This is a genomic window from Cupriavidus sp. GW822-FHT02D05 (genome assembly GCF_058802485.1).
The window spans coordinates 213,922-239,556 of record NZ_JBXAOE010000012.1 but is presented as its reverse complement, the minus strand read 5'-3'; the positions used below and the strand labels follow the sequence as shown (position 1 = coordinate 239,556).

Annotated in this window: 23 protein-coding genes and 3 pseudogenes; 18 read left to right on the top strand and 8 right to left on the bottom strand. The window is 67.2% G+C overall.

What is annotated here, in order from left to right; genetic code table 11:
• Positions 1 to 187 precede the first annotated feature (187 nt).
• From AC1RQK_RS18230 to AC1RQK_RS18185, 10 genes are all read left to right on the top strand, one after another.
• Entirely contained in the window at positions 188 to 547 is a 360-nt protein-coding gene (locus tag AC1RQK_RS18230; protein WP_492810322.1) for a hypothetical protein, read from the top strand.
• A 556-nt stretch (positions 548 to 1,103) separates the two neighbouring features.
• On the top strand, positions 1,104 to 2,579 hold the full coding sequence (gene atpD, locus AC1RQK_RS18225) for a F0F1 ATP synthase subunit beta (RefSeq protein WP_492376576.1): 1,476 nt from the start codon (positions 1,104 to 1,106) through the stop codon (positions 2,577 to 2,579).
• Complete coding sequence (locus tag AC1RQK_RS18220; RefSeq protein WP_492810320.1) at positions 2,554 to 2,964, top strand: F0F1 ATP synthase subunit epsilon; 411 nt, start codon at positions 2,554 to 2,556, stop codon at positions 2,962 to 2,964. The genes atpD and AC1RQK_RS18220 overlap by 26 nt, the downstream gene beginning before the upstream one ends.
• The gene (locus AC1RQK_RS18215) at positions 2,961 to 3,320 is read left to right on the top strand and encodes an AtpZ/AtpI family protein (RefSeq protein ID WP_492376574.1); all 360 of its coding nucleotides are present in this window, start codon (positions 2,961 to 2,963) and stop codon (positions 3,318 to 3,320) included. The genes AC1RQK_RS18220 and AC1RQK_RS18215 overlap by 4 nt, the downstream gene beginning before the upstream one ends.
• The gene (locus AC1RQK_RS18210; RefSeq protein ID WP_492376573.1) at positions 3,307 to 3,636 is read left to right on the top strand and encodes an N-ATPase subunit AtpR; all 330 of its coding nucleotides are present in this window, start codon (positions 3,307 to 3,309) and stop codon (positions 3,634 to 3,636) included. Before AC1RQK_RS18215 ends, AC1RQK_RS18210 begins: the two co-directional genes overlap by 14 nt.
• A complete protein-coding gene (locus tag AC1RQK_RS18205) occupies positions 3,620 to 4,321 on the top strand; it encodes a F0F1 ATP synthase subunit A (RefSeq protein WP_492376572.1) in 702 nt (233 codons plus the stop codon). The genes AC1RQK_RS18210 and AC1RQK_RS18205 overlap by 17 nt, the downstream gene beginning before the upstream one ends.
• Positions 4,322 to 4,342: 21 nt before the next feature.
• Positions 4,343 to 4,624: a F0F1 ATP synthase subunit C gene (locus AC1RQK_RS18200; RefSeq protein WP_150990106.1), complete on the top strand. Its 282-nt coding sequence runs from the start codon at positions 4,343 to 4,345 to the stop codon at positions 4,622 to 4,624.
• Positions 4,625 to 4,627: 3 nt separating this feature from the next.
• Positions 4,628 to 5,473 (top strand): F0F1 ATP synthase subunit B family protein, encoded by an 846-nt coding sequence (locus tag AC1RQK_RS18195; protein ID WP_492810316.1) that lies wholly within the window; start codon positions 4,628 to 4,630, stop codon positions 5,471 to 5,473.
• On the top strand, positions 5,470 to 7,074 hold the full coding sequence (locus tag AC1RQK_RS18190; RefSeq protein ID WP_492810314.1) for an alternate F1F0 ATPase, F1 subunit alpha: 1,605 nt from the start codon (positions 5,470 to 5,472) through the stop codon (positions 7,072 to 7,074). The genes AC1RQK_RS18195 and AC1RQK_RS18190 overlap by 4 nt, the downstream gene beginning before the upstream one ends.
• Positions 7,071 to 7,967 carry a F0F1 ATP synthase subunit gamma gene (locus AC1RQK_RS18185; protein ID WP_492810312.1) on the top strand — a complete coding sequence of 299 codons (897 nt, stop codon included), beginning with the start codon at positions 7,071 to 7,073 and terminating at the stop codon, positions 7,965 to 7,967. Before AC1RQK_RS18190 ends, AC1RQK_RS18185 begins: the two co-directional genes overlap by 4 nt.
• 49 nt (positions 7,968 to 8,016) lie before the next feature.
• Here AC1RQK_RS18185 and AC1RQK_RS18180 read toward each other — a convergent pair whose 3' ends face one another.
• From AC1RQK_RS18180 to AC1RQK_RS18170, 3 genes and pseudogenes are all read right to left on the bottom strand, one after another.
• Positions 8,017 to 8,832, bottom strand: a complete 816-nt coding sequence (locus tag AC1RQK_RS18180) for an efflux transporter outer membrane subunit (RefSeq protein WP_492810310.1) — start codon at positions 8,830 to 8,832, stop codon at positions 8,017 to 8,019.
• A 38-nt stretch (positions 8,833 to 8,870) separates the two neighbouring features.
• A pseudogene (locus tag AC1RQK_RS18175) lies at positions 8,871 to 9,557 on the bottom strand (ABC transporter ATP-binding protein); the annotation flags it as partial.
• 2 nt (positions 9,558 to 9,559) lie between these two features.
• A pseudogene (locus tag AC1RQK_RS18170) lies at positions 9,560 to 9,946 on the bottom strand (FtsX-like permease family protein); the annotation flags it as partial.
• Positions 9,947 to 10,326: 380 nt separating this feature from the next.
• Here AC1RQK_RS18170 and AC1RQK_RS18165 point away from each other — a divergent pair.
• From AC1RQK_RS18165 to AC1RQK_RS18155, 3 genes and pseudogenes are all read left to right on the top strand, one after another.
• Positions 10,327 to 10,530: a YgaP family membrane protein gene (locus AC1RQK_RS18165; RefSeq protein WP_492810308.1), complete on the top strand. Its 204-nt coding sequence runs from the start codon at positions 10,327 to 10,329 to the stop codon at positions 10,528 to 10,530.
• A 6-nt stretch (positions 10,531 to 10,536) separates the two neighbouring features.
• A pseudogene (locus tag AC1RQK_RS18160) lies at positions 10,537 to 10,678 on the top strand (SDR family oxidoreductase); the annotation flags it as partial.
• A gap of 8 nt (positions 10,679 to 10,686) precedes the next feature.
• Positions 10,687 to 12,462, top strand: coding sequence for a PHA/PHB synthase family protein (locus AC1RQK_RS18155; RefSeq protein WP_492810306.1), 1,776 nt, complete (start codon positions 10,687 to 10,689; stop codon positions 12,460 to 12,462).
• Positions 12,463 to 12,782: 320 nt separating this feature from the next.
• Here the strand turns inward: AC1RQK_RS18155 and AC1RQK_RS18150 are convergent, their stop codons facing one another.
• Positions 12,783 to 13,205 carry an Hsp20/alpha crystallin family protein gene (locus tag AC1RQK_RS18150; RefSeq protein WP_043346129.1) on the bottom strand — a complete coding sequence of 141 codons (423 nt, stop codon included), beginning with the start codon at positions 13,203 to 13,205 and terminating at the stop codon, positions 12,783 to 12,785.
• A gap of 379 nt (positions 13,206 to 13,584) precedes the next feature.
• On the opposite strand from AC1RQK_RS18150, the gene AC1RQK_RS18145 reads away from it, so the two are divergent.
• Positions 13,585 to 16,314 (top strand): bifunctional acetate--CoA ligase family protein/GNAT family N-acetyltransferase, encoded by a 2,730-nt coding sequence (locus AC1RQK_RS18145; protein WP_492810303.1) that lies wholly within the window; start codon positions 13,585 to 13,587, stop codon positions 16,312 to 16,314.
• A 101-nt stretch (positions 16,315 to 16,415) separates the two neighbouring features.
• Here AC1RQK_RS18145 and AC1RQK_RS18140 read toward each other — a convergent pair whose 3' ends face one another.
• From AC1RQK_RS18140 to AC1RQK_RS18125, 4 genes are all read right to left on the bottom strand, one after another.
• Entirely contained in the window at positions 16,416 to 17,078 is a 663-nt protein-coding gene (locus AC1RQK_RS18140; RefSeq protein ID WP_492375055.1) for a phosphoribosyltransferase, read from the bottom strand.
• A 130-nt stretch (positions 17,079 to 17,208) separates the two neighbouring features.
• Positions 17,209 to 17,712, bottom strand: a complete 504-nt coding sequence (locus AC1RQK_RS18135) for a BCAM0308 family protein (protein WP_492810301.1) — start codon at positions 17,710 to 17,712, stop codon at positions 17,209 to 17,211.
• An 83-nt stretch (positions 17,713 to 17,795) separates the two neighbouring features.
• Positions 17,796 to 18,176 carry a TraR/DksA family transcriptional regulator gene (locus AC1RQK_RS18130; RefSeq protein WP_492375057.1) on the bottom strand — a complete coding sequence of 127 codons (381 nt, stop codon included), beginning with the start codon at positions 18,174 to 18,176 and terminating at the stop codon, positions 17,796 to 17,798.
• 276 nt (positions 18,177 to 18,452) lie between these two features.
• Positions 18,453 to 19,283: a universal stress protein gene (locus AC1RQK_RS18125; protein WP_492810298.1), complete on the bottom strand. Its 831-nt coding sequence runs from the start codon at positions 19,281 to 19,283 to the stop codon at positions 18,453 to 18,455.
• Between the two features lie 197 nt (positions 19,284 to 19,480).
• Here AC1RQK_RS18125 and AC1RQK_RS18120 point away from each other — a divergent pair, with 197 nt between their 5' ends.
• The 4 genes from AC1RQK_RS18120 to AC1RQK_RS18105 all read left to right on the top strand — a co-directional run bounded on the left by AC1RQK_RS18120 (position 19,481) and on the right by AC1RQK_RS18105 (position 25,629).
• Positions 19,481 to 20,488, top strand: coding sequence for a zinc-dependent alcohol dehydrogenase family protein (locus AC1RQK_RS18120; protein WP_492810345.1), 1,008 nt, complete (start codon positions 19,481 to 19,483; stop codon positions 20,486 to 20,488).
• 226 nt (positions 20,489 to 20,714) lie between these two features.
• A complete protein-coding gene (locus AC1RQK_RS18115; protein ID WP_492375059.1) occupies positions 20,715 to 21,701 on the top strand; it encodes an HlyD family secretion protein in 987 nt (328 codons plus the stop codon).
• Between the two features lie 4 nt (positions 21,702 to 21,705).
• The gene (gene rbbA / locus AC1RQK_RS18110) at positions 21,706 to 24,486 is read left to right on the top strand and encodes a ribosome-associated ATPase/putative transporter RbbA (RefSeq protein ID WP_492810296.1); all 2,781 of its coding nucleotides are present in this window, start codon (positions 21,706 to 21,708) and stop codon (positions 24,484 to 24,486) included.
• A 15-nt stretch (positions 24,487 to 24,501) separates the two neighbouring features.
• The gene (locus AC1RQK_RS18105; RefSeq protein WP_492810294.1) at positions 24,502 to 25,629 is read left to right on the top strand and encodes an ABC transporter permease; all 1,128 of its coding nucleotides are present in this window, start codon (positions 24,502 to 24,504) and stop codon (positions 25,627 to 25,629) included.
• Positions 25,630 to 25,635: the final 6 nt, after the last annotated feature.

The following is a 25,635-nucleotide window of genomic DNA, read 5'->3' as shown; positions in this document are numbered from 1 at the left end:
AGAATCAAAACCATCCTGCATTAAACCGGACATTCTGATCTGGCCAAAGACAGGACATTTGAATTTGGCCTAGACATCTTGTGTTACGGCTAAATAGTAATGTCGTACTAGAGCCAAATAGAAATGTCGTACCTGTAGGCTAACGCGAGCATGCTGGCGCTCTATCCGCCTGGATCGGAGTCCAGCCATGCCGAAGCCCGAGATGGTGACCATGTCGCTGCGTGAACTGGACCGGTTCAAGGTGATTCAGGCCGTCGTTGAGCACGGTCTGATGGTTTGGCGCGCGGCCGATGTTGCGCGCCTAGGCCCCGCTCGGCGCGCTACCCGTCCGTTGCGGCGCCGGCCAGGCGCCGATCCTCTGCTATATCGTTCTCAATCCCATCCCACCTCATTTACCACTATCGGCGGGACGGGAAAGGCCGGCACGCCGCTCGTGCTCAGCCCCGCCACCAGCGCCCGGCTGAGCCCGTTCGGGCGGGCGCTGCCCCGCCCGCTCCTGTGCGGGGGCACGGCGCATGGGGTAGTGGCGAGCCATCGCCAGTCGTGAAGCCTTCCAGCGGCTAGAGCGCTAGCGGCAGGCACGGCTTGCCCGCTGGAGTCATGAACTGCCCACCCGGGTCAAGGAGCCGACTTGTCCAGGGCGAGTATTGAATTCGCGCCGGACTGCACGTCGTTCAAGCAGGCATTGCCCATGCTCAACTGGGGCCCTTCGATTCCCGCGCGGTTGACCGGGGGCCCGTGATCGGCGATATCCGCCGCCAACTGGCGGAGTTTGTCCGACGCCGGTCACGCAAGGGCGGTCGACAGGGTCCTTGAAGCGTTGCAGTCGCTGCCGCTCCACGCGCCGCAAATCAGCGATCCGATCGCACCGGCTGCGCAACGTCTTGCTTCGGTGCCACGCATGCGCTAAGTTGATCTGTATCAACTTTTCCCGGCTGGGCAAGCGCATCATTGGGCATTGCCGCACGCGCGGCGCCTGGTGTAGGCGGCATGGTGAAAACGGCAGCAAGTCACGGGCGGCTTGAGTATGATCACATGACCGGAGCAAGGACGGCGGCAGTGGCGCATCGCCGGACAGCCATGCGGGCACGGTTAGAGGCCAGGTGCCCGCATGGACCGGTTCCGCCCGCACATGGGGGCTGCCGGTGAGCGCGCGCCGGGGCGTGGTTGCCGCGGTGCGCGGCAGCGTCGTCGACGTGCGCTTCGAGGCAGGACTGCCGCCGATTCGCACCTTGCTGCGTACCGGCATGGATGGCCGGATCGCCATCGAAGTCCTGGCCCAGCGCGATGCGCGGCATGTGCGCTGCATTGCGCTGACGTCCACCCAGGGGCTGGCGCGAGGCATGGCGGTGCAGGACACCGGTGGACCGTTGCAGGCGCCGGTGGGCGCCAGCATCCTGTCGCGCATGTTCGATGTGTTCGGCCAGCCCATCGACCGGTTGCCGGCGCCGCAGCATGTCCAGTGGCGTTCGGTGCACCGGGTGCCGCCACCCCTGTCCCAGCGCTCCACGCAGTCGATGGTGTTCGAGACCGGCATCAAGGCGATCGACGTGCTGTTGCCGCTCGAAACCGGGGGCAAGGCAGGCCTGTTTGGCGGCGCGGGCGTGGGCAAGACGGTGTTGCTCACCGAGCTGATCCACAACATGGTCGGGCATCACCGGGGCGTGAGCATCTTCTGCGGCATCGGCGAGCGCTGCCGCGAGGGCGAGGAGCTTTACCACGACATGCGCGAGGCCGGCGTCCTACAGGACATGGTCATGGTCTTCGGCCAGATGAACGAGCCTCCGGGAGCGCGCTTCCGGGTTGGCCATGCAGCGCTGACGATGGCCGAGTACTTCAGGGACGATGAGCACCGCGACGTCCTGCTGCTGATCGACAATATCTTCCGCTTTATCCAGGCCGGATCGGAGGTGTCTGGCCTGATGGGGCAGATGCCGTCGCGGCTGGGCTACCAGCCGACCATGGGCACCGAACTGTCCGGGCTGGAGGAGCGCATTGCCAACACCGACACCGGCGCCATCACCTCGATCCAGGCGGTCTATGTGCCTGCGGACGATTTCACCGACCCGGCGGCGGTGCATACCTTCTCGCACCTGTCGGCGTCCATCGTGCTGTCGCGCAAGCGCGCGAGCGAGGGCCTCTACCCTGCCGTCGACCCGCTGCAATCGAATTCCAGGATGGCCACGCCCGGCATCGTCGGCGCGCGCCACTATCGCCTGGCGCAGGATATCCGGCGCACGCTGGCGCAGTATGCGGAACTCAAGGACATCATCGCCATGCTGGGGCTGGAACAGCTCTCCCCCGCCGACCGCGGCGTCGTCGCCCGCGCCCGCCGCCTGGAGCGATTCCTGACCCAGCCGTTCTTCACCACGGAGCAGTTCACCGGCATCAAAGGCAGGACAGTCAGCCTGGCGGATTCGCTCGATGGGTGCGAGCGCATCCTGCGCGATGAGTTCAAGGACTACCCCGAAAGCGCGCTCTACATGATCGGGCCGATCGCCGAAGCGAGGGGCAAGCCCGCGCCCGCGGCGCCAGAACCAGCAAAGGAGAGCCATGCCGCCAGATCGCATGCTGCTTGAGATACTGCTGCCCTTCCGGGTCTTCCTGCGCAAGCGCGATGTGTCGCGCATCGTGGCGGAGACCGCCGGGGGGGCGTTCGGCATGCTGCCGCATCGCCTCGATTGCGTCGCGGCGCTCGCACCCGGCATCCTGACCTTCGAAACGCCGGCCGATGGCGAAGTGTTTATCGCGGTCGATGACGGCGTGCTGGTCAAGACCGGCCTCGATGTGCGCGTGTCGGTGCGCCGCGCCATGGCGGGCGCCGACCTGGCCACGCTGCGCGACACCGTGGAGCGCGAGTTCCTGGCCCAGGACGAGCAGGCGCGCAGCCTGCGCACGGTCATGGCCAAGCTGGAGACGGGCTTTCTTGCGCGCTTCGCCAAGCTTCACAAGCCGTCGCCATGACCGACCCACCGCCCGGCGGGCCGCCCAAGCCCGCGCCCACGCTGGCAGGCAAAGTGGGCGCCAAGGCGCAGCGCAAGCTCAGGGCGCGGCGCCAGGGCGTGCCGGGGGTCTGGTTCGGGCTGGGCATGATGGGGTTGGTCGGCTGGTCGGTGGTAGTGCCGACGCTGCTCGGCGCGGCGCTGGGCATCTGGCTGGACAAGCACTATCCCGGCCGGCACGCATGGACGCTGGCGCTGCTGGTGGCCGGCCTGGTGCTCGGCTGCTTCAATGCGTGGCACTGGGTCGCCAAGGAGGACCGCGCCATGCGGCGAGACCAAGGCCAGGACCAGGAGGAGAAAGACGATGCGGATACATGACGTGGCGGCATTGCTGCTTGCGGCCCTCGCGGGTGGTGCACTTGGTGGCTTTTTTTTCGGCGGCCTGTGGTGGACGGTCCGCCGGACGCTTTCATCCGGTCAGTCGGCCCTATGGCTGCTGGGCAGCCTGCTGCTGCGCATGGGCGTCACGCTGCTCGGCTTCTACGCCGTCGGCGCGGGGCAATGGGAGCGGATGGCTGCCTGCCTGGCTGGTTTCGCGGTGGCGCGCGTGGCGGTGACATGGATGACGGCGCGATGGGCGGACCACCGCCGCGCCCCGGCGCCTCGGGAGACGGGCCATGCGCCTCAGCCCTGACCAGTGGATCTTCTGGCAGCACGGCTTCGTCAAGCTCAACGGCACGATCCTTTTCACCTGGGTGCTGATGGGGGTGCTGACCCTGGGCTCCTGGCTGGTCACGCGCCGGCTCTCGTTGGGCCACCGCCGCTCGCGCTGGCAGAACCTGCTTGAAATCATCGTGACCGGGATCGCGCAGCAAATCGCGGAAGTCGGCCTGCGCCAGCCGCACAAGTATCTCGGTTTCCTGGGCACCCTGTTCCTGTTCGTCGCCGCGGCCAGCCTGTTTACCATCGTTCCCGGCTACGAGCCGCCCACCGGATCGCTGTCGACCACGCTGGCGCTGGCGTTGTGCGTGTTCGTGGCGGTGCCGCTGTACGGCATCCGCGACCAGGGGCTGCGCGGCTACCTGAAGTCCTACCTCGAGCCGACCTTGATGATGCTGCCGTTCAACATCATCAGCGAACTGTCGCGCACGCTGGCGCTGGCGGTTCGCCTGTTCGGCAACATGATGAGCGGAGCCATGATCATCGCCATCCTGGTGACGATCACGCCGTTCCTGTTTCCCATCGTGATGACCGCGCTCGGCCTGCTTACCGGCATGGTGCAGGCTTATATCTTCAGCATCCTGGCCGCGGTCTATCTCGCGGCGGCCACGCATGACGGCAAGGCGGAGCCAGGCCTGCCGATCGAAAAGACACCCTGAACCCGACCAAGGAACCATCCCATGGACAGCCTGACAATCATCGCGGTGGCATCGATCGCCATGGCCGGCCTTTGCACCGGCTTCGGCTGCATGGGGCCCGCGCTCGCGGAAGGCCGGGCGGTAGCGACGGCGCTGACGTCGCTGGCGCAGCAGCCCGATGCATCGGCCACGATCACGCGCACGCTCTTCGTCGGCCTGGCGATGATCGAGTCGACGGCGATCTACTGCTTCGTCGTCTCGATGATCCTGATCTTTGCCAACCCCTTCTGGAACGCCGCCATCGCCCGCGCGGTGGCCAGGTAAGCCATGCTGATCGACTGGTTCACCGTGGGCGCGCAGGCGCTCAACTTCGTCATCCTCGTCTGGCTGCTGAAGCGCTTTCTTTACCAGCCAGTGCTTGACGCCATCGACGCCCGCGAAGGCAGGATCGCCAGGCAGATCGCCGACGCCAGCGCCAGGCAGGCCGAGGCGTGCAAGCAAGGCGAGGCGTTCCAGCAGAAGACCGATGCGTTCGAGCGCGAGCGCGCTGCGCTGCTGGCACAGGCGGCTGGCGATGCCGAGACGCAGCGCCGGCAGTGGCTGGAAGCCGCGCGCCAGGCTGCGGACGCGCTTGCCGCAAAACGGCAGGACGCGCTGCGCAGCGAAGCCGGGCAACTGACGCAGGCGCTTGGCGACCTGGCGCGGCGCGAGGTGTTTGCCATCGCGCGCCGGGCGCTCGCGGACCTGGCCTCGGCGAGCCTGGAAGAACGCGTGGCCGACGTCTTCATCCGCCGTCTGCGTGCGCTCGACGAGCCGGCGAGAGCCAGTCTTGCGGCCGCGTTCGGGCAGCCGGCGGCGCACGCTGTGGTGCGCGGTGCGTTCGCGCTGCCTGCCGCACAGCGCGCCGCCATCCAGGCGGCGGTGGATGACATCCTGGGCACTGCCATCCCCTTGCAGTTCGACACGGCTCCGGAACTGGTGAGCGGCATCGAACTCATCGTCGGCGGCCAGAAGCTGGCGTGGAGCATCGATGGCTATCTCGGCTCGCTGGAGCATGCCGTGAGCGAGCTGCTGAGCCCGGAGAACGCGGTGATGCATGCCGGGCCCGAGCCGGAATCCGTGCCGCAGCCCGCGCCGAAGCCAGTGCCAAAGCCCGAGGCCAGCCAGCCATGACCGTCGCGCTTACCCCGCCGCAAACCGCCATCGAACGGGCGTTCGCCGCCATGGGCGAGGCGCGCAGCCGCTTCGTGCCGGCACTAGCGGCGCAGGAGGTGGGTACGATCGTCAGCGTGGCCACGGGCGTCGCGCAAGTCCGCGGCCTGCCTGGCATCGGCTATGACGAGCTGGTGCGCTTTCCCGGCGACGTGTACGGCATTGCGTTCAATGTCGATGAAGACGAGGTCGGCGTGGTGCTGCTCGACGACTACTGGAGGCTGCGGGCCGGCGACCAGGTCGAGCGCACGGGCCGCGTGATGGACGTGGCCGTGGGCAAGATGCTGCTCGGGCGCGTGATCGATCCGCTCGGCCGCCCGCTCGATGGCCTCGGGCCGCTCGCGGCCAGCGCGCGGTTGCCGATCGAGCGCCCGGCCGCGCCCATCATGGAGCGCGCGGCGGTCACGGTGCCGCTGCAGACCGGCGTGAAAGTCATCGATGCGCTGATTCCCATCGGGCGAGGCCAGCGCGAGCTGATCCTGGGGGACCGCCAGACCGGCAAGACCGCCATCGCCATCGATACCATCCTGAACCAGCGCGGCCAGGACGTCGTGTGCGTGTATTGCGCCATCGGCCAGCGCGCCTCGGCCGTTGCCAAGGCGGTGGCGACCCTGCGCGCCAAGGGGGCGATGGACTATACCGTCGTGGTCGTCACCGAAGGCAACCAGCCACCGGGGCTGGCCTATATCGCACCGTATGCCGCCACCAGCATCGCCGAGCACTTCATGGAGGCCGGGCGGGACGTGCTGATCGTCTACGACGACCTCACCCAGCACGCCCGCGCCTACCGCGAGCTTTCGCTGCTGCTGCGCCGCCCGCCCGGCCGCGAGGCTTTCCCGGGGGACATCTTTTATATCCATTCGCGGCTGCTGGAGCGGGCCACGCACCTCGCCGCCGAGCGCGGTGGTGGCTCGATTACCGCGCTGCCGATCATCGAGACCGAGGCGCAAGACATGTCGGCTTACATCCCGACCAACCTGATCTCGATCACCGACGGCCAGGTCTATCTGTCGCCTACGCTGTTCGCGCTTGGCGTGCTGCCCGCGGTGGATGTCGGCAAGTCGGTGTCGCGCGTGGGCGGCAAGGCGCAGCGGGGCAGCTTTCGCGCGGTGGCCGGCGATCTCAAGCTCGCCTACGCGCAGTTCGAGGAACTCGAGACGTTTTCTCGTTTCGGCGCCAGGCTCAATGATGACAGCCGCCAGTCCATCGCGCACGGCCAGCGCATTCGCGCCTGCCTGATGCAGCCCGAATCGGACCCGGTCCCGGTGCCTGCGCAGATCGCCATCCTGAGCGCGCTGACCGCGCGGCTGTTCGATGCCGTGCCGCTGGACCGGATGCAGGACGCGCAGCTAGCAGTGCGCGCCGCGGCGGCGAGCATCCCACCGGCGATAACCGCCCGCTTCGAGGCCGCGGGCAAGCCGGACGAGGCGGATGGCCAGGCAGTGACCGCGCTCGTCCGCGCCGCCCTTGCGCAGTTCCAGGCCGGTGCCGATACCGGTACCAATAGCGGGGCCGGGCTCGAAGCGCAGGCACGCTCTCCGGCAGAGGGGTGGAGGCAATGAGCGACTCGGCCGCCACGCTGCGGCACCAGATCGGCAGCGCCACGGATCTGCAAGCCGTTGTTCGCACCATGCGCGCGCTGGCCGCATCCAGCATCAGCCAGTACGAACAGTCCGTGCTGGCGCTGGGCGACTACCGCCGCGCGGTGAGCCTTGGTCTTTGGGCATGCCTGCGCCCGCTGGCGCCCGCCGGTTTAACGCCGGGGCAAAGCAAGCCTGCCTCAACGGGAGCGGTCGGCGCCATCGTGTTCGGCTCCGACCAAGGGCTGGTGGGCCAGTTCAACGAGGTGATCGCCGACCATGCGCTCAGAACGCTCCTGGCCATGCCCGGAAAGCGAGAGGTCTGGGCTGTCGGCGAGCGGGTGCGGGCACGCCTGGCCAGCGCCGGCGTGAGCGTGGCCGGCACCTATGCGGTGCCCGGTTCGGTCGAGGCCATTGCCCCGCTGGTCGACCGGCTGCAGCTCGATACGGAAACACACCCGAGCCAGGCCGCGCAGCCTCGGATCTACGTCTTCTACAATCAGCCAAGGCCGGGCGCCCTCTTCCAGCCCGTGGAGCAACGCCTGTTGCCGCTTGACGCGCAATGGCTGGCCGGGTTGCTGGCACAGCGCTGGCCAACGCCGAATCCGCCGGAAGTGATCGGGGGCGGCACCGCCACGATGCGCGCGCTGATCCGCGAGCACCTTTTTATCTCGCTGTTCAGCGCCTGCGCCGAATCGCTGGCGAGCGAGAACGCCAGCCGCCTGGCTGCGATGGAGCGGGCCGACAAGAACATCGACGAACTGCTCGCCAGCCTTCGCGGCCGGTTTCACAGCGAGCGGCAAAGCGCGATCGACGAGGAGCTGTTCGATGTGGTGGCTGGCTACGAGGCGCTGTCGGAGGATGACATTGGCTGAATGCCGCCATCACGAAGCGGTAGTCCTGAGCGCCTGCCCTGCCTGGACACTAGGTGCTGGCGTCCCAGCCCCCGCCCAGCGCCAGGAACAAGGCCACGGTGTCCTGCAGCCGCTGGGTCCTGGCTTGCAGGTAGCCGATATCGGCCTGGTGAAACTGTGCATCCGCCACCAGTACCTGCAAGTAGCCGGCGGTGCCGGCCTGGAAGTTGGCCTGGACCTCCTGCAAGGCCTCATGGGCGAGATCCCGCGCATGCCGCGTGGCCTCGACCAGCTCACCATCGTGGTCCAGGGCACGCAATGCGTCTGCCACCTGTCCAAACGCAGCCAGCACCACCTGACGGTAGCCGGCCTGCGCCGCGTCCATCTGCGCCAGGGCGGCTTGCCGCCGGTAGTACAGTTCGCCGCCATGGAACAGCGGCGCTGTGAGGCCCGCCCCCAGGCTCCAGGCTGCGCTGCCGCCGCCAAACAGCGTCCCGGTCTGCAAGCTCTCGCGGCCATAGCCAGCACTCAGGGTAATGGCGGGAAACATGGCGGCGGTGGCCACGCCCACCTCGGCGCTGGCGACGTGGAGCTGCGCTTCGGCCAGCAGCACATCGGGACGGCGCCGGACCAGTTCCGCCGGCAGCAGCCGGGGAATGTCCGCCGGCAAGCGCAGGGTCTCCAGCGTCACGGCAACCGGTTCGCCCTCGGCAGGGTAATGGCCAGACAGGGTCGCCTCCAGATGATCGGCCTGCTCCAGCTTTTGCCGCAACGGCGGCAGCGTCGCCTCCAGCGCGGCAAGCTGCACCGCCAGGCTCAGTTCGCTGGCGTGTGCTGTCGTGCCGGCCCGCACCTGCGCGCGCGTGATCTCCACCTGCTCGCGCACCAGGGCCGCCAGCTCGGTGGTGGACTGGATCTGTGCTCTCCCCGCTCGATGCCCTTGAGCTTGCCATCTTCCATATCGAGGATGCGGGTGGCCATGTCGAAGATGCGGGCATCGTGGGTGACGATCACGATGCAGCGCTTGTCGTTGAGGATATGCACCTTGACGAACTCCATGATGGCGTGGCCGGTGTCGCCGTCCAGCGAGGCCGTGGGCTCGTCGAGAATCAGGATGTCGGGCTGGCTGACAATGGCACGGGCGATGGCGACGCGCTGCTGCTCGCCGCCGCTGAGCTTGATCGGCGGCAACTGGGCGCGGTTGGCAAGCCCGACGATCTCCAGGTAGCGCTTGGCTTCGTTCAGCGCATCGTTCCAGTCGCGGCCTTTGAGAATCAGCGGGATCGCCACGTTTTCCAGCGTGGTCAGGCGCCCAAACAGGTGGAAGTCCTGGAACACGAAGCCGATCCTGGCGAGGCGGAAAGCCGCCAGCGCATCGTTGTCCATCTGCCAGATACTGGTGCCGTCGATCACCACCTCGCCACCGTCCGGGCGCAGGATGCCGGAGATCACGCTCAGCAGCGTGGTCTTGCCACTGCCGGATGGGCCTACGATAAACAGGATCTCGCCGAAGTACGCCTCGAAGGTGACCTGCCTGAGCGCATTGGTCCGGGCCTCGCCTTCGCCAAACCATTTGTCCAGCGCCTTTGCGGCAATGGCAACGCGCGGCATGCTTACCCCCGGAAGATATCGAAGGGTTCGATGCGCAGCACCTTGCGCACTCCGATATAACCGGACACCGCAGCGATCACGATCACCATCACCAGCGCGAGGCCCAGGTTATAGAACGTGATCATGGCGGCGTAGTCGGGGATACGCAGCCGCGCCAGGCTGATCAGGATGGCGCACAGCCCAATGCCCAGGCCGTACGCGGTGAAAGCCGCCTGGAACACGATCATCGCCACCAGTTCGTGCCCCTTGGCGCCGATGGCCTTGAGTGCGCCGAACTTCTCCAGGTTCTCGAGGATAAAGGTGTAGAACGTCTGCCCGGAGATCGACAGCCCGACGATAAAGCTGATCACGGTCATCAGCAGGATATTGGTGCCGAGCCCGGTCTTGAATGTGATCCCGACCAGCAATCCGGTGAACTTGGCCCGGTCGTTGACCAGCAGCTTGTACGCGAGTTTGAGGATACCGGGCACCATGTTCTTGCTTTCTTGGCCGTGTGCTGCGCAGGGGCATCAAGGCACGCTGGTGCCGTGTACTCAGTCTAGTGTCGGGCGCCTGGTGGCCTTTGACGCAGATCAATCTCGCCTGCGGCGCGGCCGGTGACACCGGAGTTGCGTGCAATCCAGCACTAGTACTAGTACGCGTCAAAGTTGCCATAGATCAAGGCCACCGGCAGCCATCCGGCTATATTGGGCTCGTGCAGCCGCCGGATCGCGAAACGAACCCGGCAACGCCGCACCTGCATTTAACGGGCTATCGAAAGGAGGACGCTGTGCAAACCAATATCGGTACGGTTGACCGCACGCTCAGGATCGTTGTCGGCCTGGCCCTGATCGGCCTTGCCGTCACCGGCACGATCGGCGTGTGGGGATGGATCGGCGTGATCCCGGTCCTGACAGGGCTCGTCCGCATCTGTCCCCTCTACAGCCTGCTCGGCGTCAAGACCTGCCCGGCCTCGGGCGGAAACCCCGACTGATCCTGCCGGCCTGCGCCGGTGGCCCCTGTCGGCAGGCTTGGGGCGCCCGGCAGTGGTCGCGGCGCCGGTTACCTTCCTGTGCTCCGTTGACGCAGCATTTGTCACCGGCGCCTATATCGCCATCCATGGCGGGCAGCACATGCAATGAACGCACCGATGCCAACCCGTGAACCTGCCGCTGCACCCGAGGCGGAATGCGGCTGCGCTCCCATCGAGGCTGTACCGGACCAGCTCGACGAGCAAGTGCGCTCTACGCTGGCCTGCGCGACGCAAGGCATGTCGCTTGCCTCGTTCTGGCTGGCCGGACTGGACTGGGCATTGCACCTGGCCGTCTCCCCTGGCAAGGTCGACACGTCCCTGGGAGAGTGGATAAGCGCAATGATTGCCGCGACGGGCGGCATGTGGCCCGGTCCGGCCACTGCACAACCAGCGCCCGGCGCGACGGCGCCTCCGTCCGACCTGCGCTTTGCCGACCCCGCCTGGTCGCAGTGGCCTTTCCGCTTCTGGCGCGATGCCTTTCACAACAACGAGGCGCTATGGGCGTCGCTGACGCATGGGCTGCGTGGCGTATCCCCGCACCATGAGCGGATCGTGTCGTTCTGCGCGCGGCAGATGCTCGATACCTGCTCGCCCGGCAATGCCTGGTGGCTGAATCCCGTGGTGCTGCAGGCCACGGCTGCCAGCGCCGGCGGCAATTTCGTCAACGGGACCCAGCACTGGCTGCACGATATGCAGGACGTGATGGCGGACCTGACGCGCGACCCAAAGCTGCGTCGCCCGCCCGCCTTCAAGGTAGGACGGGACGTCGCCATTACGCCCGGCAAGGTGGTGTTCCGCAATGCCCTGATCGAGCTGATCCAGTACGCGCCAGCCAGCGCCGAGGTATGGCGGGAGCCAGTGCTGATCGTGCCCTCCTGGATCATGAAGTACTACATCCTGGACTTGCAGCCGCGTGACTCGATGGTGCGCTTCCTGGTCGAGCAAGGCCACACGGTCTTCATGATCTCGTGGAAGAACCCGGGTGCCGAAGCGCGTGACCTCGGGCTTGACGATTACCTGCGCCTCGGCGTGCGGGCCGCCTTGCACGCGGCGCAGGAGCGCTGCCCCGATACGCGCATCCACGCCGCCGGCTATTGCCTGGGCGGCACGCTGCTGTCGATCTGCGCGGCCGCGCTTAGCCGCGACGACGGTGGCGCGCCATTGCAAAGCCTGACCTTGTTCGCCAGCGAGACGGACTTCACCGAGCCAGGAGAACTCGGCCTGTTCATCGACAGCAGCGCCTTGTCCACGCTGGACGCGATGATGCGCCAGCAAGGTTACCTGGACGGTCCCCAGATGGCAGCCGCTTTCCAGATGTTGCATTCGCGCGACCTGGTCTGGTCCCGCATGATGAGCGAGTACCTGCTCGGCAAGCGGCTGCGCCCGAACGACCTGGTGTCGTGGAACCGGGACGTCACCCGCCTGCCCTTTCGCATGCATTCGGAGTGCCTGCACAAGCTGTTCCTCAACAACGACCTGGCGGAAGGACGCTATTGCGTGGATGGCCGCCCCGTCGCCCTGTCGGACATCGGCATGCCGATCTTCGCGGTCGGCACGAAGCATGACCATGTCTCGCCCTGGCGCTCGGTCTACAAGCTGCATCTGCTGACGTCGGCGCCGTTGACGTTCCTGCTGACCTCGGGCGGCCACAATGCCGGCATCGTGGCGGACCCTTCGCATCCCGGTCGCCGATACCGGGTGGAAACGCGCGCGGCGCAAGCAACCTATGACAGCCCCGAACGCTACCTCTCGACCGCGCAACGGCATGAGGGATCCTGGTGGCCCTGCTGGCAGGGCTGGCTGGCGTCGCACTCCACTGGACGGGTCCCCGCGCGCGACGCGGCGCACGGCGCGCTCGCCGACGCCCCCGGGAGCTACGTGCTGGAGGGCTAGGAATAAGCGTGCCTCCCGGCTTGAGCACACGCAACGCGGCCTCAAAGGTCCCTTGCATGCCCGGTGCCTCAATGTGGCCGCGTCGACGCCCCGTTCACCGGTCAGCCTCAGGATCCCGCAGCAACTCTCGCTCGATCCATTGCCGCGGGGGGCGCTCGCAGCCGGCTCGACATGCGCCACGAAGTGCCGTGGATGCGCAGTCGGGATCCACGCCGAGCGCGACCAGCACGGTCCGGTGGTCCATGATGTGCTCTGTGCATCGGCTGCATCGGCTGCGTTGGCTGTATTAACGCCCGTGGGCGGCCCCGGAAAACACCATGTCAGCGGATCGTCACACGCTGTTGCGGCGAGGCTTCTTTCTTGGGCAGTACCACCCGAAGGACACCGTTCTCGTAGCTGGCATCCACCTTGCTTTCGTCCACGGAACTGTCCAGGGTAAAGGCGCGTTGCATCGAGCCACTGTAGCGCTCACGCCGGATCACACGTTCGCCTTCCTTCTGCTCGGAAGACTTTTCCACCTTGGCCGAGATCATCACCGTGCCGCGATCGACGGACACCTCGATATCTTCCTTCCTGGCGCCGGGAATCTCGGCGACCACGTTGTAGGCCTTGTCAGACTCGGTCACATCGACCTTGAACGCGAATCCTCCTTCATAGTTGCCGCGAAACGCGCGCAACATGCCTTGCAGCATGTCCCCAACCGGTTCGATCGACAGCGGATCGTGAATCCTGAGATTGCTCATTGTCGCCTCCTTGGAGTGAAGGGCCCGCATGAGGAGCGGACCGCCACTTCATGGTGGCACAGCGCGCCTGCCGCATCTTGTCCCAGATCAAGCGCGGTGTTGCCCGGCAGAGAGAGATCGTGGGGGGGCCGGGGGCTGGCCCGCAGCGCCAGGTGCCAGGTAGTAGAGGCTTTGGAAATCCCGGTCCATTGATACCTCTGCTGCCCGATCGGCAGCATCCTTGTCCTGCATCAAGACCGATGCCCCCAAGCTGAACAATGCTGGCATATTGGCGTCCACGCGATGGCGCATCCGGCCTGACGCGCAGCCCGCCTTGCAGCCCGCCTCGCAGCCGGATACGGAACTGGCGCCCCCTCCCACCCCGACGACCCCGAGCACGATGAGTATTCGTAACCTGGAACATCTGTTTCATCCGCGCTCGGTCGCGGTGATCGGCGCGTCCGCACGACCGCACAGCGTAGGGGCCACCGTGTTTGCCAACCTCCGTGCCAGCGGCTTCGCCGGCCCGGTGTATGCGGTGAACCCAAAGTACCGTGCGCTGGAAGGTCGGCCTTGCTATCGCTGCGTCGCCGCGCTGCCCGATGCGCCCGAACTGGCAGTGATCTGCACGCCGCCCGATACGGTGCCGGGCCTGATCGCCGAACTGGGCGAACGTGGCACCCTGGCCGCCGTGGTCCTTACCGCGGGCATGGCGCGAGCGGATGGCGCGGGCGGGCAAACCCAGCAGGATGCAATGCTTGGCGCCGCCAGGCCATATCTGCTGCGCATCCTTGGTCCCAACTGCGTGGGGCTGCTCGTGCCAGGCCTGGGGTTGAACGCCAGCTTTGCGCACGCGCCCCCCCTGCCCGGCAAGCTGGCCTTCGTCTCGCAGTCCGGCGCCCTGACCACGGCGGTGCTGGACTGGGCAAGATCGCGCCAGATCGGCTTTTCTCACTTCGTCTCGCTCGGGGACAGCGCCGACGTCGACGTGGCGGACGTGCTCGACTATCTCGGCAGCGACCCGGGCACCCAGGCGATCCTGCTCTATGTGGAAGCGGTCAGGTCCGGGCGCAAGTTCATGTCCGCCGCGCGCGCGGCTGCCCGCAACAAGCCAGTGCTGATCATCAAGGCCGGCCGGGTGCCAGAAGGCGCGAAAGCGGCAACCTCGCATACCGGTGCCCTGGCAGGCGCCGACGATATCTACGACGCGGCGATCCGCCGGGCCGGCATGTTGCGCGTGGGCACCACCGAAGACATGTTCGACGCAGTGGAAACGCTCGCTCGCGCGCGAGCGCTCGCCGGCGATCGACTGGCGATCATGACCAACGGCGGCGGCGCTGGCGTGATGGCCACCGATGCCTTGATTCTTGGCGGCGGCCATCTGGCCACCCTGGGAGACGCCACGCTGAAGCTGCTGGACGCGGCCTTGCCACCCACCTGGTCGCGCGAGAATCCCATCGACATCGTTGGGGACGCTCCCGTCGAACGTTACGTCGACACCTTGAAGCGACTTGCGGCGGACCCCGGCAGCGATGCGATCCTGATGATCCACGCGCCCACGGCGATCGTGCCAAGCAGCGACATCGCCATTGCCCTCACCAGCGCCATCACGCCAACTGCGCCGGCCATACCGTCGACGGTATCGCGCCCCGTCTTCACAAGCTGGCTCGGCGGCGACTCGGTGACCCGCGCCCGCCAGATCTGCCGGCATGCGGGCCTTCCCACCTACGACACGCCGGAACAGGCCGTGCGCGGCTTCCTGCAGACCGTGGCCTACCGCCACAACCAGGAACTGCTGATGGAGACGCCGCCATCGGTTCCGGCCGGCGCCGAGCCCGACAGCGAACGTGCGCGACAGTGCATCCGCGACGCGCTCACCACCGGCCGTTCGATGCTGACTGAGCCCGAAGCCCGCACGGTCCTGACCGCCTATGGCATCCCTGTGGTGGAAACCCGGACCGCTGCCGACATCGATGCCGCCGTCGCCGCTGCCGAAGGCGTCGGCTTTCCGGTTGTCGCCAAGATTCTGTCGCGGGACATTACGCACAAGTCCGATGTCGGTGGCGTGGCGCTGGACCTGCAGTCTGCCGGCCAGGTGCGGCAGGCCCTGGAGCACATGGAAGCCCGCATTCGCAGCGAACGGCCCGGGGCGCGCCTGGATGGCTTCACGGTCCAGCGCATGATCAGCCGGCCGGGTGCTTTCGAATTGATCCTGGGCGCGACCACCGATCCGGTGTTTGGCCCTGTGGTGCTGTTTGGACACGGGGGTACCGCCGCCGAGTGCATCGCCGACCGTGCCATCGCCCTGCCGCCGCTGAATGTCAACCTGGCAAGGGATCTTGTCGCCCGCACGCGCGTTGCGAAGCTGCTTGCAGGCTATCGGGACCAGCCGCCGATCTGCCATGACGCCCTATACCAGGTCCTGATCCGGCTGTCGCAACTGCTATGCGACCTGCCGGAAATCACCGAACTCGATATCAATCCGCTGCTGGCCGACGGCGCGGGCGTGCTGGCCCTGGACACGCGCATCGGCGTGGCGGCGGCTACGCAGCCAGGCGCCGCCCGCCTTGCCATCCGGCCCTATCCCAAGGAACTGGAGGAGACCGTGGCGTGGCACGGCGCACCGTTGCTATTGCGCCCGGTGCATCCCGAAGACGAGCCCGCCTACCAGGCCTTCTTTGCCGCCATGACCCCGGATGACATCCGCATGCGCTTCTTCTGCATGATCCGCCAGCCGCCGCACAGCCAGCTCGCACGCATGACCCAGATCGATTACGCCCGTGAGATGGCATTCGTCGCCGTCGGCGCGGCAACCGGCGAGCAGCCGGCCATCCTGGGCGAAGTGCGGGCCGTAGCCGACCCCGACAACCTGCGCGCTGAGTTCGCCGTGGCGGTGCGCTCCGATTGCAAGCGCCAGGGCATCGGCAGCCTGCTGCTGGGCAAGATGGTGGCCTACTGCCGCGCACGCGGCACGCGGGAGCTGGTCGGGACCACGCTGGCAACCAACAGGGCGATGCTCAGGCTCGCCGAAAGCAGCGGTATCCACGTTCTGCGCACTGGCCAGCCTGCCAGCGACGGCGTGGAACTCCGCCTCTTGCTGACGGGGTCGAACTCAGGCAATGGGCCATGACATTGCGCTAGCCGCCCGCCTTTCCCTAACTGGCCAGGCTGCCAGAGGCTGGCAGCAGCCGGAAAAGACCAAAAGCACCGCCTCCAGAACGCCCACCCCTACTACCGTCCCGCCAAACGCCCCACCCCGTGCTGCCCCGGATCGCCCTCCAGGCAAGCCACCACTTCCTCATCCTCAACCTGCGGAAACTCCCGATAATGCTCACCGACAGCGGAAAAATTGGCCGGCGATCGCAGGCAGACCACCTCGTCCGCGTAACGCCGCACCTCAGCGAGCGAAGCCGGCGCGGCCACGGGCACAGCGCATACCAGCCGGGCAGGATGCTGCTGCCGCACGGCATGCAATGCGGCAATCATGGTGGCGCCCGTGGCAAGCCCATCGTCCACCACGATCACCGTGCGCCCGTCCAGCGCACGCGCGGCGCGCCCCGGCGTGTATTGCTTGCGGCGGCGGCGCAGCAATGCAAGCTGTTCGTTGCGCTCCTGGTTGAGATAGCTGGAGTCGGCGCCAACTCGTGCCGCGTAGGGCGTCACGTAGACCCAGCCGCTTTCATCGACCGCGCCGACCGCCATCTCGCGGTCGAATGGCGCCCCTAGCTTCCTGACCAGGACCACGTCCAGTTCGCCGCCGAGCCGGTCGGCGAGTATCTTGCCCATCGGCACGCCACCCCGTGGAATGGCCAGCACAAGGGGATGGGCGTCGCCGTACCCGGAGAGCGCTTCGGCTAGCCGCTCGGCGGCCTCGTTCCTGTCCTGGAAAGTCATGACATCACCTTTTGCCGGTGAGGGACCAGCTAGCTGGCTAGCCGGCTAGCCGGCTAGCGACTTCCATCGACGCCGTAAGGCCGAGGTGTCTGTCAGACTGGACGGCCCCCAATGCGCGCCATGACGGTCCTCAAGCGCGGTGCCAATGAACATAGAGGGTCTCGTCGGCGTCGGGATAGTCGATTTCAAGCTTGCCACGATACGCATGATGCACGGCAGAGCCGATATCGCGTGCCAGGTGAAAGCCCGTGGTCGTGATGGTGATGCGATCCTCCTGAGTCTGCGTCGCCATGATGCGCTCCATCGGATGACTCTCTCTCATCAGGGCTTCGCGGTGCCGCACCAGCCCGAGAATCTCATCCCGGTGCTCCCGCTGGAACGCCCCATCCAGCGTCAACTGCGCCGCGGGCACATGGTCGGCGATGCGGTGGCAGGCCGGGCACATCAGCGCCTTGGCGCCGGGCGGCACGGCCCGCCATTGCCAACGTCCTTTCAGGAGGACCGCGTGGCAAGCGGGACAGGAAGCGATGGCGGGCGCCTGCTCCGGCTGCTTGTAGGCATCGTGGATGGGATCCTGGGGAAGCCGGTCCCAACGGGCCGGCCTGACCTGGCTCGAACGCTCACGGACTTTCATGTCTGGCTCCTGAAATCGAATCGGGCAGCGCCCACGCGGCCTGCCTGCAGTATTGCGGACTCACCTGGCGAGCCCGCCCATGCTCATCGCATACCGCTCGGCGCCCCGAACATGTGCTCGTGCTTGCGCTGGCACGGGGTGCAGCGTTTGGCCGTGGGATACGCTTGCAGGCGCGGATAAGGAATGGGCTCGCCGCAGTCCACGCACACGCCGTAGCTGAGCCTGGCGATCCGCTTGCGCGCCACCGCTATGTCGGCCAGTTCCATGCGGTAGTGTTCGGCCACGGCATCGTCCATGCGCTCCTCGGTGCCATGCTCAGCGAGATCCGCGTCGTCGCTCGCTTCGCGCTCGGCGGACACAGTACGGGAAACGGCTGCGGCGTCCATCTGGCCACGGATTCTCTGCTCTCTGCTGTCCAGCAAGGCGACGAGGCTGGAGAGCTGCTCTTTCGTTAAATCGGACATCGTCGACTCCCGGGCGCGGCAAGGTGGATCCACATCCATGATGCGATGACATCGGGCAGGCCGCTTGCGCCAGATCAAGTGATGGGCCGCCGGCACGAAGTGCCTGCGGCGTGGCGCGCTGAACCCTCGTTCCGCTTCAAGCTTCAATATAGGTGGGTGGTTGCCGGTTAGCATGATCTGCGTCAATCTCACTTCCGGCCATGCGCGGAGCCGGCCGCAGCCATGGTGCGCGCGGGCGCGGATATCGCGCCCGCGCCATGCCGGCAGTTGATGTGACTAGTGTGACATCAGGACGGGCACCGTCATGGTGTCCAGCAAAGCCCTGGTGACGCCACCCAGTACCAACTCGCGCAGGCGGCCGCGCCCGTAGGCGCCCATCACCACCAGATCGGCGCCAAAATCCGCCGCGCGCGAGAGCAAGGTTTCCCCGATGGCGATGTCCGATCCTTCCTGGCAGTGTTCAAACTCTGCCTGGACGCCATGGCTTGCCAACGCGGCCATGGCATGGCCCGGCAGGCTCGCATCGGGCCGCGCGCCGGTACCTTGCGCGCAAAGCACCTTGGCCTGCCCGCCGCAGATCAAGGGCATGGCGTCGTGCAAGGCGCGCGTGGCCTCGCGTCCGCCGTTCCAAGCCACCATGACACGTGCGCCGGGGACAGCGAACTGGCCTGCGAATGGAATGACAAGAACCGGCCTGCCACCGTCGAGGATGAGGGTTTCCAGGAACTGGGTCGCGACAAAGCTGTCTGGGTCGGCCGGATCGTATTGCCCGGCAACCACAAGGTCGGCCTCGCGCACTTCGCGCAGCGCCATCATCAACGGATCGCCATCCACTGCCCGCCACTCGGTTTCGATCCCCAGCTCCTGCGTTGCCGCCAGGAAGCGCCGGTGCACCGCCTCGCGCGCCTCACTGCGCCGCTGGCGGTCCTCGTTGATATAGGTCGCGGCACCCTCCATCAGGTAAAACCAGGCGACATCTGGCATAAAGCCGGCAAACAGCCCGATCAGCCGGGCATGGCGCGCCACGGCGAGCCGGGCAGCGATTTCAAGCCGGTCCAGCGCACGTGGGCTGGTGTCCAGGTGGACCATGATGCTGGCGTATTCCATAACATTCCTGTGCGGTTTAGGTTTGGGTTTGGGAGCCTGAATCCAGTCTAGGAAGCGTTTGGACGTGGCTATTGACTCAGGTCAAGCCGATACCTTCTGCACAGGGGCTGGCGCCTCGCGTACGCCATGGATACGGATCAAGCGGCAACCGTCAGCGTGACCTAGGCTAAATGCTGGGCACCGCCGAGGACGTCACCATGCACGAGACGATGCGCGCCATGATTTTCGACGGCACCGGGCCGGCCTTGCGCCTGGCGCGCGTCCCCGTGCCAGACCCCGGCCCAGGCGAAGTGCGTATCGCGGTGAGCACCTGCGGCGTCTGCCGCACCGACCTGCACATTGTCGACGGCGAACTCGCGCACCCGAAAGCCGCCCTCATTCCCGGACACGAAATCGTTGGCAGGGTCGAGTCCTGTGGCGCAGGCGTGACGGGCCTTGCCCCGGGCGACCGGGTCGGCGTGCCGTGGCTCGGGCAGACCTGCGGGCACTGTGGCTATTGCGCGGCGCGTCGCGAAAACCTGTGCGATACGCCGCAGTTCACCGGCTATACGCGCGACGGCGGCTACGCCGAGTACGTAGTGGCCGACAGCCGCTTTTGCTTCCCCATCCCGGAGCACTACGACGACGAGCATGCGGCGCCCTTGCTGTGTGCGGGCCTGATTGGCTACCGCACGCTGCGCATGGCGGGGGACGCCCGCAAGGTCCGGTCTATCGGCATTTACGGATTTGGCGCCGCGGCCCACCTGGTGACGCAGATCGCCGTCGCCCAGCAGCGCGAGATCTTTGCCTTCACGCGCCCCGGCGACACCGCCGCCTGCCAGTTCGCGCGTGACACCGGGGCGTGCTGGGCCGGTCCAAGCGACCAGCCCGCACCGCAGCCGCTCGATGCCGCGCTGATCTTCGCGCCGGTGGGTGCGCTGGTGCCGATGGCGCTGCAAGCCGTCGCCAAGGGCGGCACCGTGGTTTGCGGTGGCATCCACATGAGCGATATTCCGGCCTTCCCCTATCGCCTGCTCTGGGAGGAGCGGTCGATCGTGTCGGTGGCCAACCTCACGCGCGACGACGGGCTGGAACTGATGCGGATCGCCCAGGCCACGCCGCTGCGCACCACCACCACGGTCTATCCGCTGGAGCAGGCCAATGCCGCGCTGGCCGACCTGCGCGCGGGCCGCCTGGCCGGCGCGGCGGTACTGCGCATCGCTTAATCGCCTAATTAGAACTCCCCCTCCAAAAAGTGCCCCCTTCGGCACCAACTTGCGCTAGATCAAGTCCACGCCCCACCCCGCCGGATAGCATTGGACCCTACGCCGTCGCCCCGCGGATCAAGGTCTGTCTTTGTCGTCTCCCCTTCCCCCCTTTGCCCGACACCCTGAACCCCCTGGAGCGCCCGGCGGCATTCCATCATTCAGCGCACAGGTGCACAGGTAGCCGATGAAACTCAAACCAGGCTGGGGTATAGCGGTATTGTTCGTTGCTGGCGCCATTGGAGCCGCCGTGTGGTGGCTTGGCAGCCAGCGCGACCCGTGGCCGGCGGATGTGGCCCACAGCAATGGGCGCATGGAGATCGGCCGCCTCGACGTGGCGGTGAAGTATCCGGGCCGCGTCATCGATCTGCCGGTTCGCGAGGGCGATGCCCTGGCTGCGGGCGCCGTGGTGGCCCGGCAGGATGACGCCGAATTATTGACTCAACTCAGCCTTGCCACCGCAGCCCGCGAGCGTGCCGTGCAGGCGGCGTCGCGCGCGCAGGCGGAGATCGAGGGGCGCGCGAGCCGCCAGCGGTTGGCGCGGCTGGAGTTGACCGAGGCGGTCAAGCTCTACCAGGACCGCCAGATTTCTGCCGTCGAGCGCGATCGCCGGCAGCTTGGCCTGGATGGCGAGAGCGCGGGCGTGACCGGCGCGCGCGCCGCGCTTGGCGAGGCTAACGCGGCGATCGCGGAGGCCGATGCCCAGATTGCCCGCCTGAAGATCCTGCAGGATGAGGCAACCATCCGTGCCCCGGTGGCCGGGCGTGTGGAGTATCGCGTGATCGAGGTCGGCACGGTGCTGCCGGCGGGCGGCCGCGTGGCGTCGCTGCTGAACCTGGCCGATATGTATTTCACGGTGTTCCTGCCCGCGGGTGCTGCCGGCAAGCTGGCTATCGGCGACGAGGCGCGCATCGTGCTGGACGCAATGAAGGACGAACCGATCCCGGCCCGCGTCAGCTTTGTGGCCAGCGAGGCGCAGTTCACCCCCAAGTATGTCGAGACCGATGCCGAGCGGGCCAAGCTGATGTATCGCGTCAAGCTGCAGCTGGCGCCCGAGGTCGCCCAGCGCTACGCGGCCAAACTGAAGGCCGGCATGACGGGCGATGGCTTTGTGCGCCTGGATGCCAGGCAGCCCTGGCCCGCCGCGCTGACGCTGCCCCCGCAGCCGGCCTGACGCCATGCCGAGTCCGCACCCCGACGGTGCCGCGGCCATCCGGATCGATGGCTTGTCGCACCGCTACGGCGCCAGCGTGGCGCTGGACAATGTGTCGCTCACGCTGCCCGGCAATGCCACCATCGGCCTGATCGGCCCCGATGGCGTCGGTAAATCGACGCTGCTCGGCGTGATTGCAGGCGTCAAGCGTATCCAACAGGGCCATGCCACCGTGCTGGGCGCGGACTTGCGTGACCGGCAAGCGCGCGAGGCGCTGTTGCCGCGCGTGGCGTTCATGCCGCAGGGGCTGGGACGCAACCTGTACCCGACGCTGTCGGTCTACGAGAACGTGGACTTCTTTGCCCGGCTGTTCGGCCTGGGCGGCACGCAGCGGCGCCAGCGCATCGAGCGCCTGCTCGCGGCCACCGGCCTGGCGCCTTTCCCGGACCGTCCGGCGGGCAAGCTCTCGGGCGGCATGAAGCAGAAGCTGGGCCTGTGCTGCGCACTGGTCCACAACCCGGACCTGCTGATTCTCGACGAGCCCACCACGGGGGTGGACCCGCTGTCGCGGCGGCAGTTCTGGACCCTGGTGGAGGACCTGCGCGCCGAGCACAGCAATATGACGGTGATCGTTGCCACCGCGTATATCGAGGAGGCGCAGCGCTTCGAGCATCTGGTGGCCATGGATGCAGGCAAGGTGCTGGTGTGCGACCGTACCGCCGATGTGCTGGCGCGCGCGGGCACCGGCGACCTGGAGCAGGCCTATATCTCGCTGCTGCCGGCGGCCCGGCGCGGCGATGCCACGGGACTGGTGATCCCGCCCCGCCCGCCGGATGGCGACGAACCCGCCATCGAGGCCGAGGGGCTGACGCGGCGCTTCGGTGCCTTTACCGCCGTGGACAATGTGAGCTTTCGCATCGAGCGCAGCGAGATCTTCGGCTTTCTCGGCTCCAATGGCTGCGGCAAGACCACCACCATGAAGATGCTGACCGGGCTGCTGGATGCCACCAGCGGCACCGCGCGCCTGCTCGGCCAGACCATCGACGCCGGCGATATGCGTACCCGCATGCGGGTGGGCTATATGTCGCAGGCGTTCTCGCTGTACGAGGAACTGACGGTACGGCAGAACCTGGACCTGCATGCCAGGCTCTACCGGATGGAGGGCGAGCGCGCGCAAAAGGCGGTCGGGCAGGCCCTGCTCGATTTCGAGCTGGACCAGCATGCCGATGCGCGGCCCGCCGCCCTGTCGCTCGGCATCCGCCAGCGCCTGCAGCTGGCTGCGGCCTGCCTGCACCATCCGGAAGTGCTGATCCTCGACGAGCCCACCTCCGGCGTGGACCCCGGCGCGCGCGACATGTTCTGGCGCCATCTGGTCCAGCTGTCGCGCCAGCAGCGCGTCACGATCTTCGTTTCCACGCACTTCATGAACGAGGCGGCGCGCTGCGACCGCATCTCCTTCATGCACCGCGGCCGCGTGCTGGCGGTGGGCAGCCCGGACGCGCTGCGGGAAAGCTGCGGCGCGCGGACGCTGGAGGATGCGTTCGTCAGCTACCTGGAGCAGGCGGAAACCCCGGAGAACGGCGCAGCCGCCGCGGTCGCCGCTGCTTCGGCTGCGGCGGCTGCGCCCGCGCAACCCGCCCCGCCCCCCGCGCCGGTCGGCAGGCCAGCCGCGCATGCCGGCGGCTCGCGGCTGGCGCGGACCTGGGCGTTCGCCAGGCGCGAGGCCATGGAGCTGGCGCGCGACCGGCTCCGGCTGGCATTCGCCATCCTTGGCCCGATCGTGCTGCTGTGCGCCGCGGCGTGGAGCGTGTCCTTCGATGTGGAGAACGTGCGCTTCGCCGTGCTGGACCGCGACCAGAGCCATGCCAGCCGCGAGCTGGTGGAGCAGTTCTCCGGCTCGCGCTACTTTGTGCAGACCGATGGCGTGCACAGCGAGGCGGACGCGGACCGGCGCCTGCGCGCCGCGGCCGATATGCTGATCGTCGAGCTGCCGCCCGGCTTCGAGCGCGACCTGCTGGCCGGGCGCCAGCCGGAGCTCGCATTCCGCGTCGACGGGTCCAGCCCGTTCCCGGGCGCCACCACGCGCGCCTATGTGAGTGGCGTGCTGCTGGCCTACGCCAATGCGCAGATGCGCGCGCAGCCGGAGCGCCCGGCCGCGCTGCCGGTGTCGATCGAGACCCGCTTTATCTACAACCAGGAGTTCCGCAGCATCTACGCGATCACGCCCGGCATCATCATGCTGGCGCTGATCCTGATCCCGACCATGCTGACCGCGCTCGGCGTGGTGCGGGAGAAGGAGATGGGGTCGATCACCAACCTCTACGCCTCCCCGGCCAGCGTGGGCGAGTACCTGATCGGCAAGCAACTGCCCTACGTGGGGCTGGCGATGATCAGCTACCTGACCCTGGTGGCGCTGGCCATCGTGCTGCTGCAGGTGCCGCTGAAGGGATCCTTCCTCGCCTTGTCGATCGGCGCCGTGCTGTTCGTGCTGGCGGCCACCGCGCTCGGGCTGCTGATGTCGACCTTCGTGCGTTCGCAGGTGGCGGCCATCTTCGGCACCGCGATCCTGTGCCTGATTCCGTCGGTCAACTTCTCCGGCCTGCTGTATCCGGTGTCGACGCTGACGGGCAGCAGCTACTGGATCGGCCTGGGTTTTCCGTCGTCGTGGTTCCAGCTGGTCAGCCTTGGCAGTTTTACCAAGGGGCTTGGCGTGGGCAGCTTCGGCACCATGTACCTGGCCTTGCTGGGTTTCGCGCTGCTGTACCTGGCGGGCGCGCGTCTGCTTCTGCGCAAGCAGGAAGCGTAGCCGGGAGATGCCGCGATGAATCAATGGTGCAAGAACGTGGCCAGGCTGTGCGGCAAGGAGTTGCGCAGCCTGTTCAGCGATGTGACGCTGATGGCACTGATCGTCTTTGCCTTTACGCTGGCCGTGCATTCGGTCGCCAAGGGCATCAAGGCCGAGGTGTCGAATGCATCGGTGGCCATCGTGGATGCCGACCACTCCGAGCTCTCGCGCCGCCTGCGCGATGCGATCCGGCCGCCGTATTTCAAGACGCCGGTGGATGTGGACCGGCACGCCGTCGATGCGGAGCTGGACCGGGGGCGCTACATCTTCGCCATCGAGATCCCGCCGCGCTTCGAAGCCGACGTGCTGGCGGGAAGAACGCCGGCGGTGCAGGTGCTGGTCGATGCCACCGCGATGACCCAGGCGGGCCTGGGGGCCAGCTACCTGCAGCAGATCTTCACGCGTGAGGCGCTTGAGTTCCTGCACGCGCGGGGCATCGAGGCGCAGCTGCCCGTGCGTGCGCAGAGCACGGTGCTGTTCAATCCCAATACGGAGTCGCACTGGTTCACGTCGACCATGCAGATCGTGGTGAATATCACGGTGCTGGCCATCATCCTGGTAGGCGCGGCGGTGATCCGCGAGCGCGAGCACGGCACCATCGAGCACTTGCTGGTGATGCCGGTGCGCGCCAGCGAGATCGCGGTGGCGAAGATCCTGGCCAATGGCGCGGTGATCTTCCTGGCGTCCCTGCTGTCGCTGTGGCTGGTGGTGCATCTGTGGCTGGATGTGCCGCTGACCGGTTCGATGGGGCTCTTTGCGCTGAGCACCGCGCTCTACCTGTTCGCGGTGACGGCGCTCGGCATGTGGCTGGCGACCGTCGCGCCGGCAATGCCGCAGTTTGGTTTGCTGGCGGTGCCGACCTATGCCGTTGCCTACCTGCTGTCCGGCGCCGCCACGCCGGTGCAGAGCATGCCGCAGGCCATGCAGCACGCGGTGCAGTTCCTGCCGACCACCCAGTTCGTCACGCTCACGCAGGCCATCCTGTTCCGCGGCGCGGGCGTGGATGTGGTGTGGCCGCAGTTGCTCGGCGTCACAGCCGCGGGCGGGATCTTCCTGGCCCTGGCGCTGACACGGTTCCGCTCCATGCTGGCGCAGCAAGGATAGACCGCC

Bases quoted from the DNA above. Each gene is read 5' to 3' on its own strand.
- AC1RQK_RS18230 (WP_492810322.1), top strand. From the start codon at position 188: ATGCCGAAGCCCGAGATGGTGACCATGTCGCTGCGTGAACTGGACCGG.
- AC1RQK_RS18220 (WP_492810320.1), top strand. From the start codon at position 2,554: ATGCCGCCAGATCGCATGCTGCTTGAGATACTGCTGCCCTTCCGGGTC.
- AC1RQK_RS18215 (WP_492376574.1), top strand. From the start codon at position 2,961: ATGACCGACCCACCGCCCGGCGGGCCGCCCAAGCCCGCGCCCACGCTG.
- AC1RQK_RS18210 (WP_492376573.1), top strand. From the start codon at position 3,307: ATGCGGATACATGACGTGGCGGCATTGCTGCTTGCGGCCCTCGCGGGT.
- AC1RQK_RS18205 (WP_492376572.1), top strand. From the start codon at position 3,620: ATGCGCCTCAGCCCTGACCAGTGGATCTTCTGGCAGCACGGCTTCGTC.
- AC1RQK_RS18200 (WP_150990106.1), top strand. From the start codon at position 4,343: ATGGACAGCCTGACAATCATCGCGGTGGCATCGATCGCCATGGCCGGC.
- AC1RQK_RS18195 (WP_492810316.1), top strand. From the start codon at position 4,628: ATGCTGATCGACTGGTTCACCGTGGGCGCGCAGGCGCTCAACTTCGTC.
- AC1RQK_RS18190 (WP_492810314.1), top strand. From the start codon at position 5,470: ATGACCGTCGCGCTTACCCCGCCGCAAACCGCCATCGAACGGGCGTTC.
- AC1RQK_RS18185 (WP_492810312.1), top strand. From the start codon at position 7,071: ATGAGCGACTCGGCCGCCACGCTGCGGCACCAGATCGGCAGCGCCACG.
- AC1RQK_RS18155 (WP_492810306.1), top strand. From the start codon at position 10,687: ATGCCAACCCGTGAACCTGCCGCTGCACCCGAGGCGGAATGCGGCTGC.
- AC1RQK_RS18150 (WP_043346129.1), bottom strand. From the start codon at position 13,205: ATGAGCAATCTCAGGATTCACGATCCGCTGTCGATCGAACCGGTTGGG.
- AC1RQK_RS18145 (WP_492810303.1), top strand. From the start codon at position 13,585: ATGAGTATTCGTAACCTGGAACATCTGTTTCATCCGCGCTCGGTCGCG.
- AC1RQK_RS18140 (WP_492375055.1), bottom strand. From the start codon at position 17,078: ATGACTTTCCAGGACAGGAACGAGGCCGCCGAGCGGCTAGCCGAAGCG.
- AC1RQK_RS18135 (WP_492810301.1), bottom strand. From the start codon at position 17,712: ATGAAAGTCCGTGAGCGTTCGAGCCAGGTCAGGCCGGCCCGTTGGGAC.
- AC1RQK_RS18130 (WP_492375057.1), bottom strand. From the start codon at position 18,176: ATGTCCGATTTAACGAAAGAGCAGCTCTCCAGCCTCGTCGCCTTGCTG.
- AC1RQK_RS18125 (WP_492810298.1), bottom strand. From the start codon at position 19,283: ATGGAATACGCCAGCATCATGGTCCACCTGGACACCAGCCCACGTGCG.
- AC1RQK_RS18120 (WP_492810345.1), top strand. From the start codon at position 19,481: ATGCACGAGACGATGCGCGCCATGATTTTCGACGGCACCGGGCCGGCC.
- AC1RQK_RS18115 (WP_492375059.1), top strand. From the start codon at position 20,715: ATGAAACTCAAACCAGGCTGGGGTATAGCGGTATTGTTCGTTGCTGGC.
- rbbA (WP_492810296.1), top strand. From the start codon at position 21,706: ATGCCGAGTCCGCACCCCGACGGTGCCGCGGCCATCCGGATCGATGGC.
- AC1RQK_RS18105 (WP_492810294.1), top strand. From the start codon at position 24,502: ATGAATCAATGGTGCAAGAACGTGGCCAGGCTGTGCGGCAAGGAGTTG.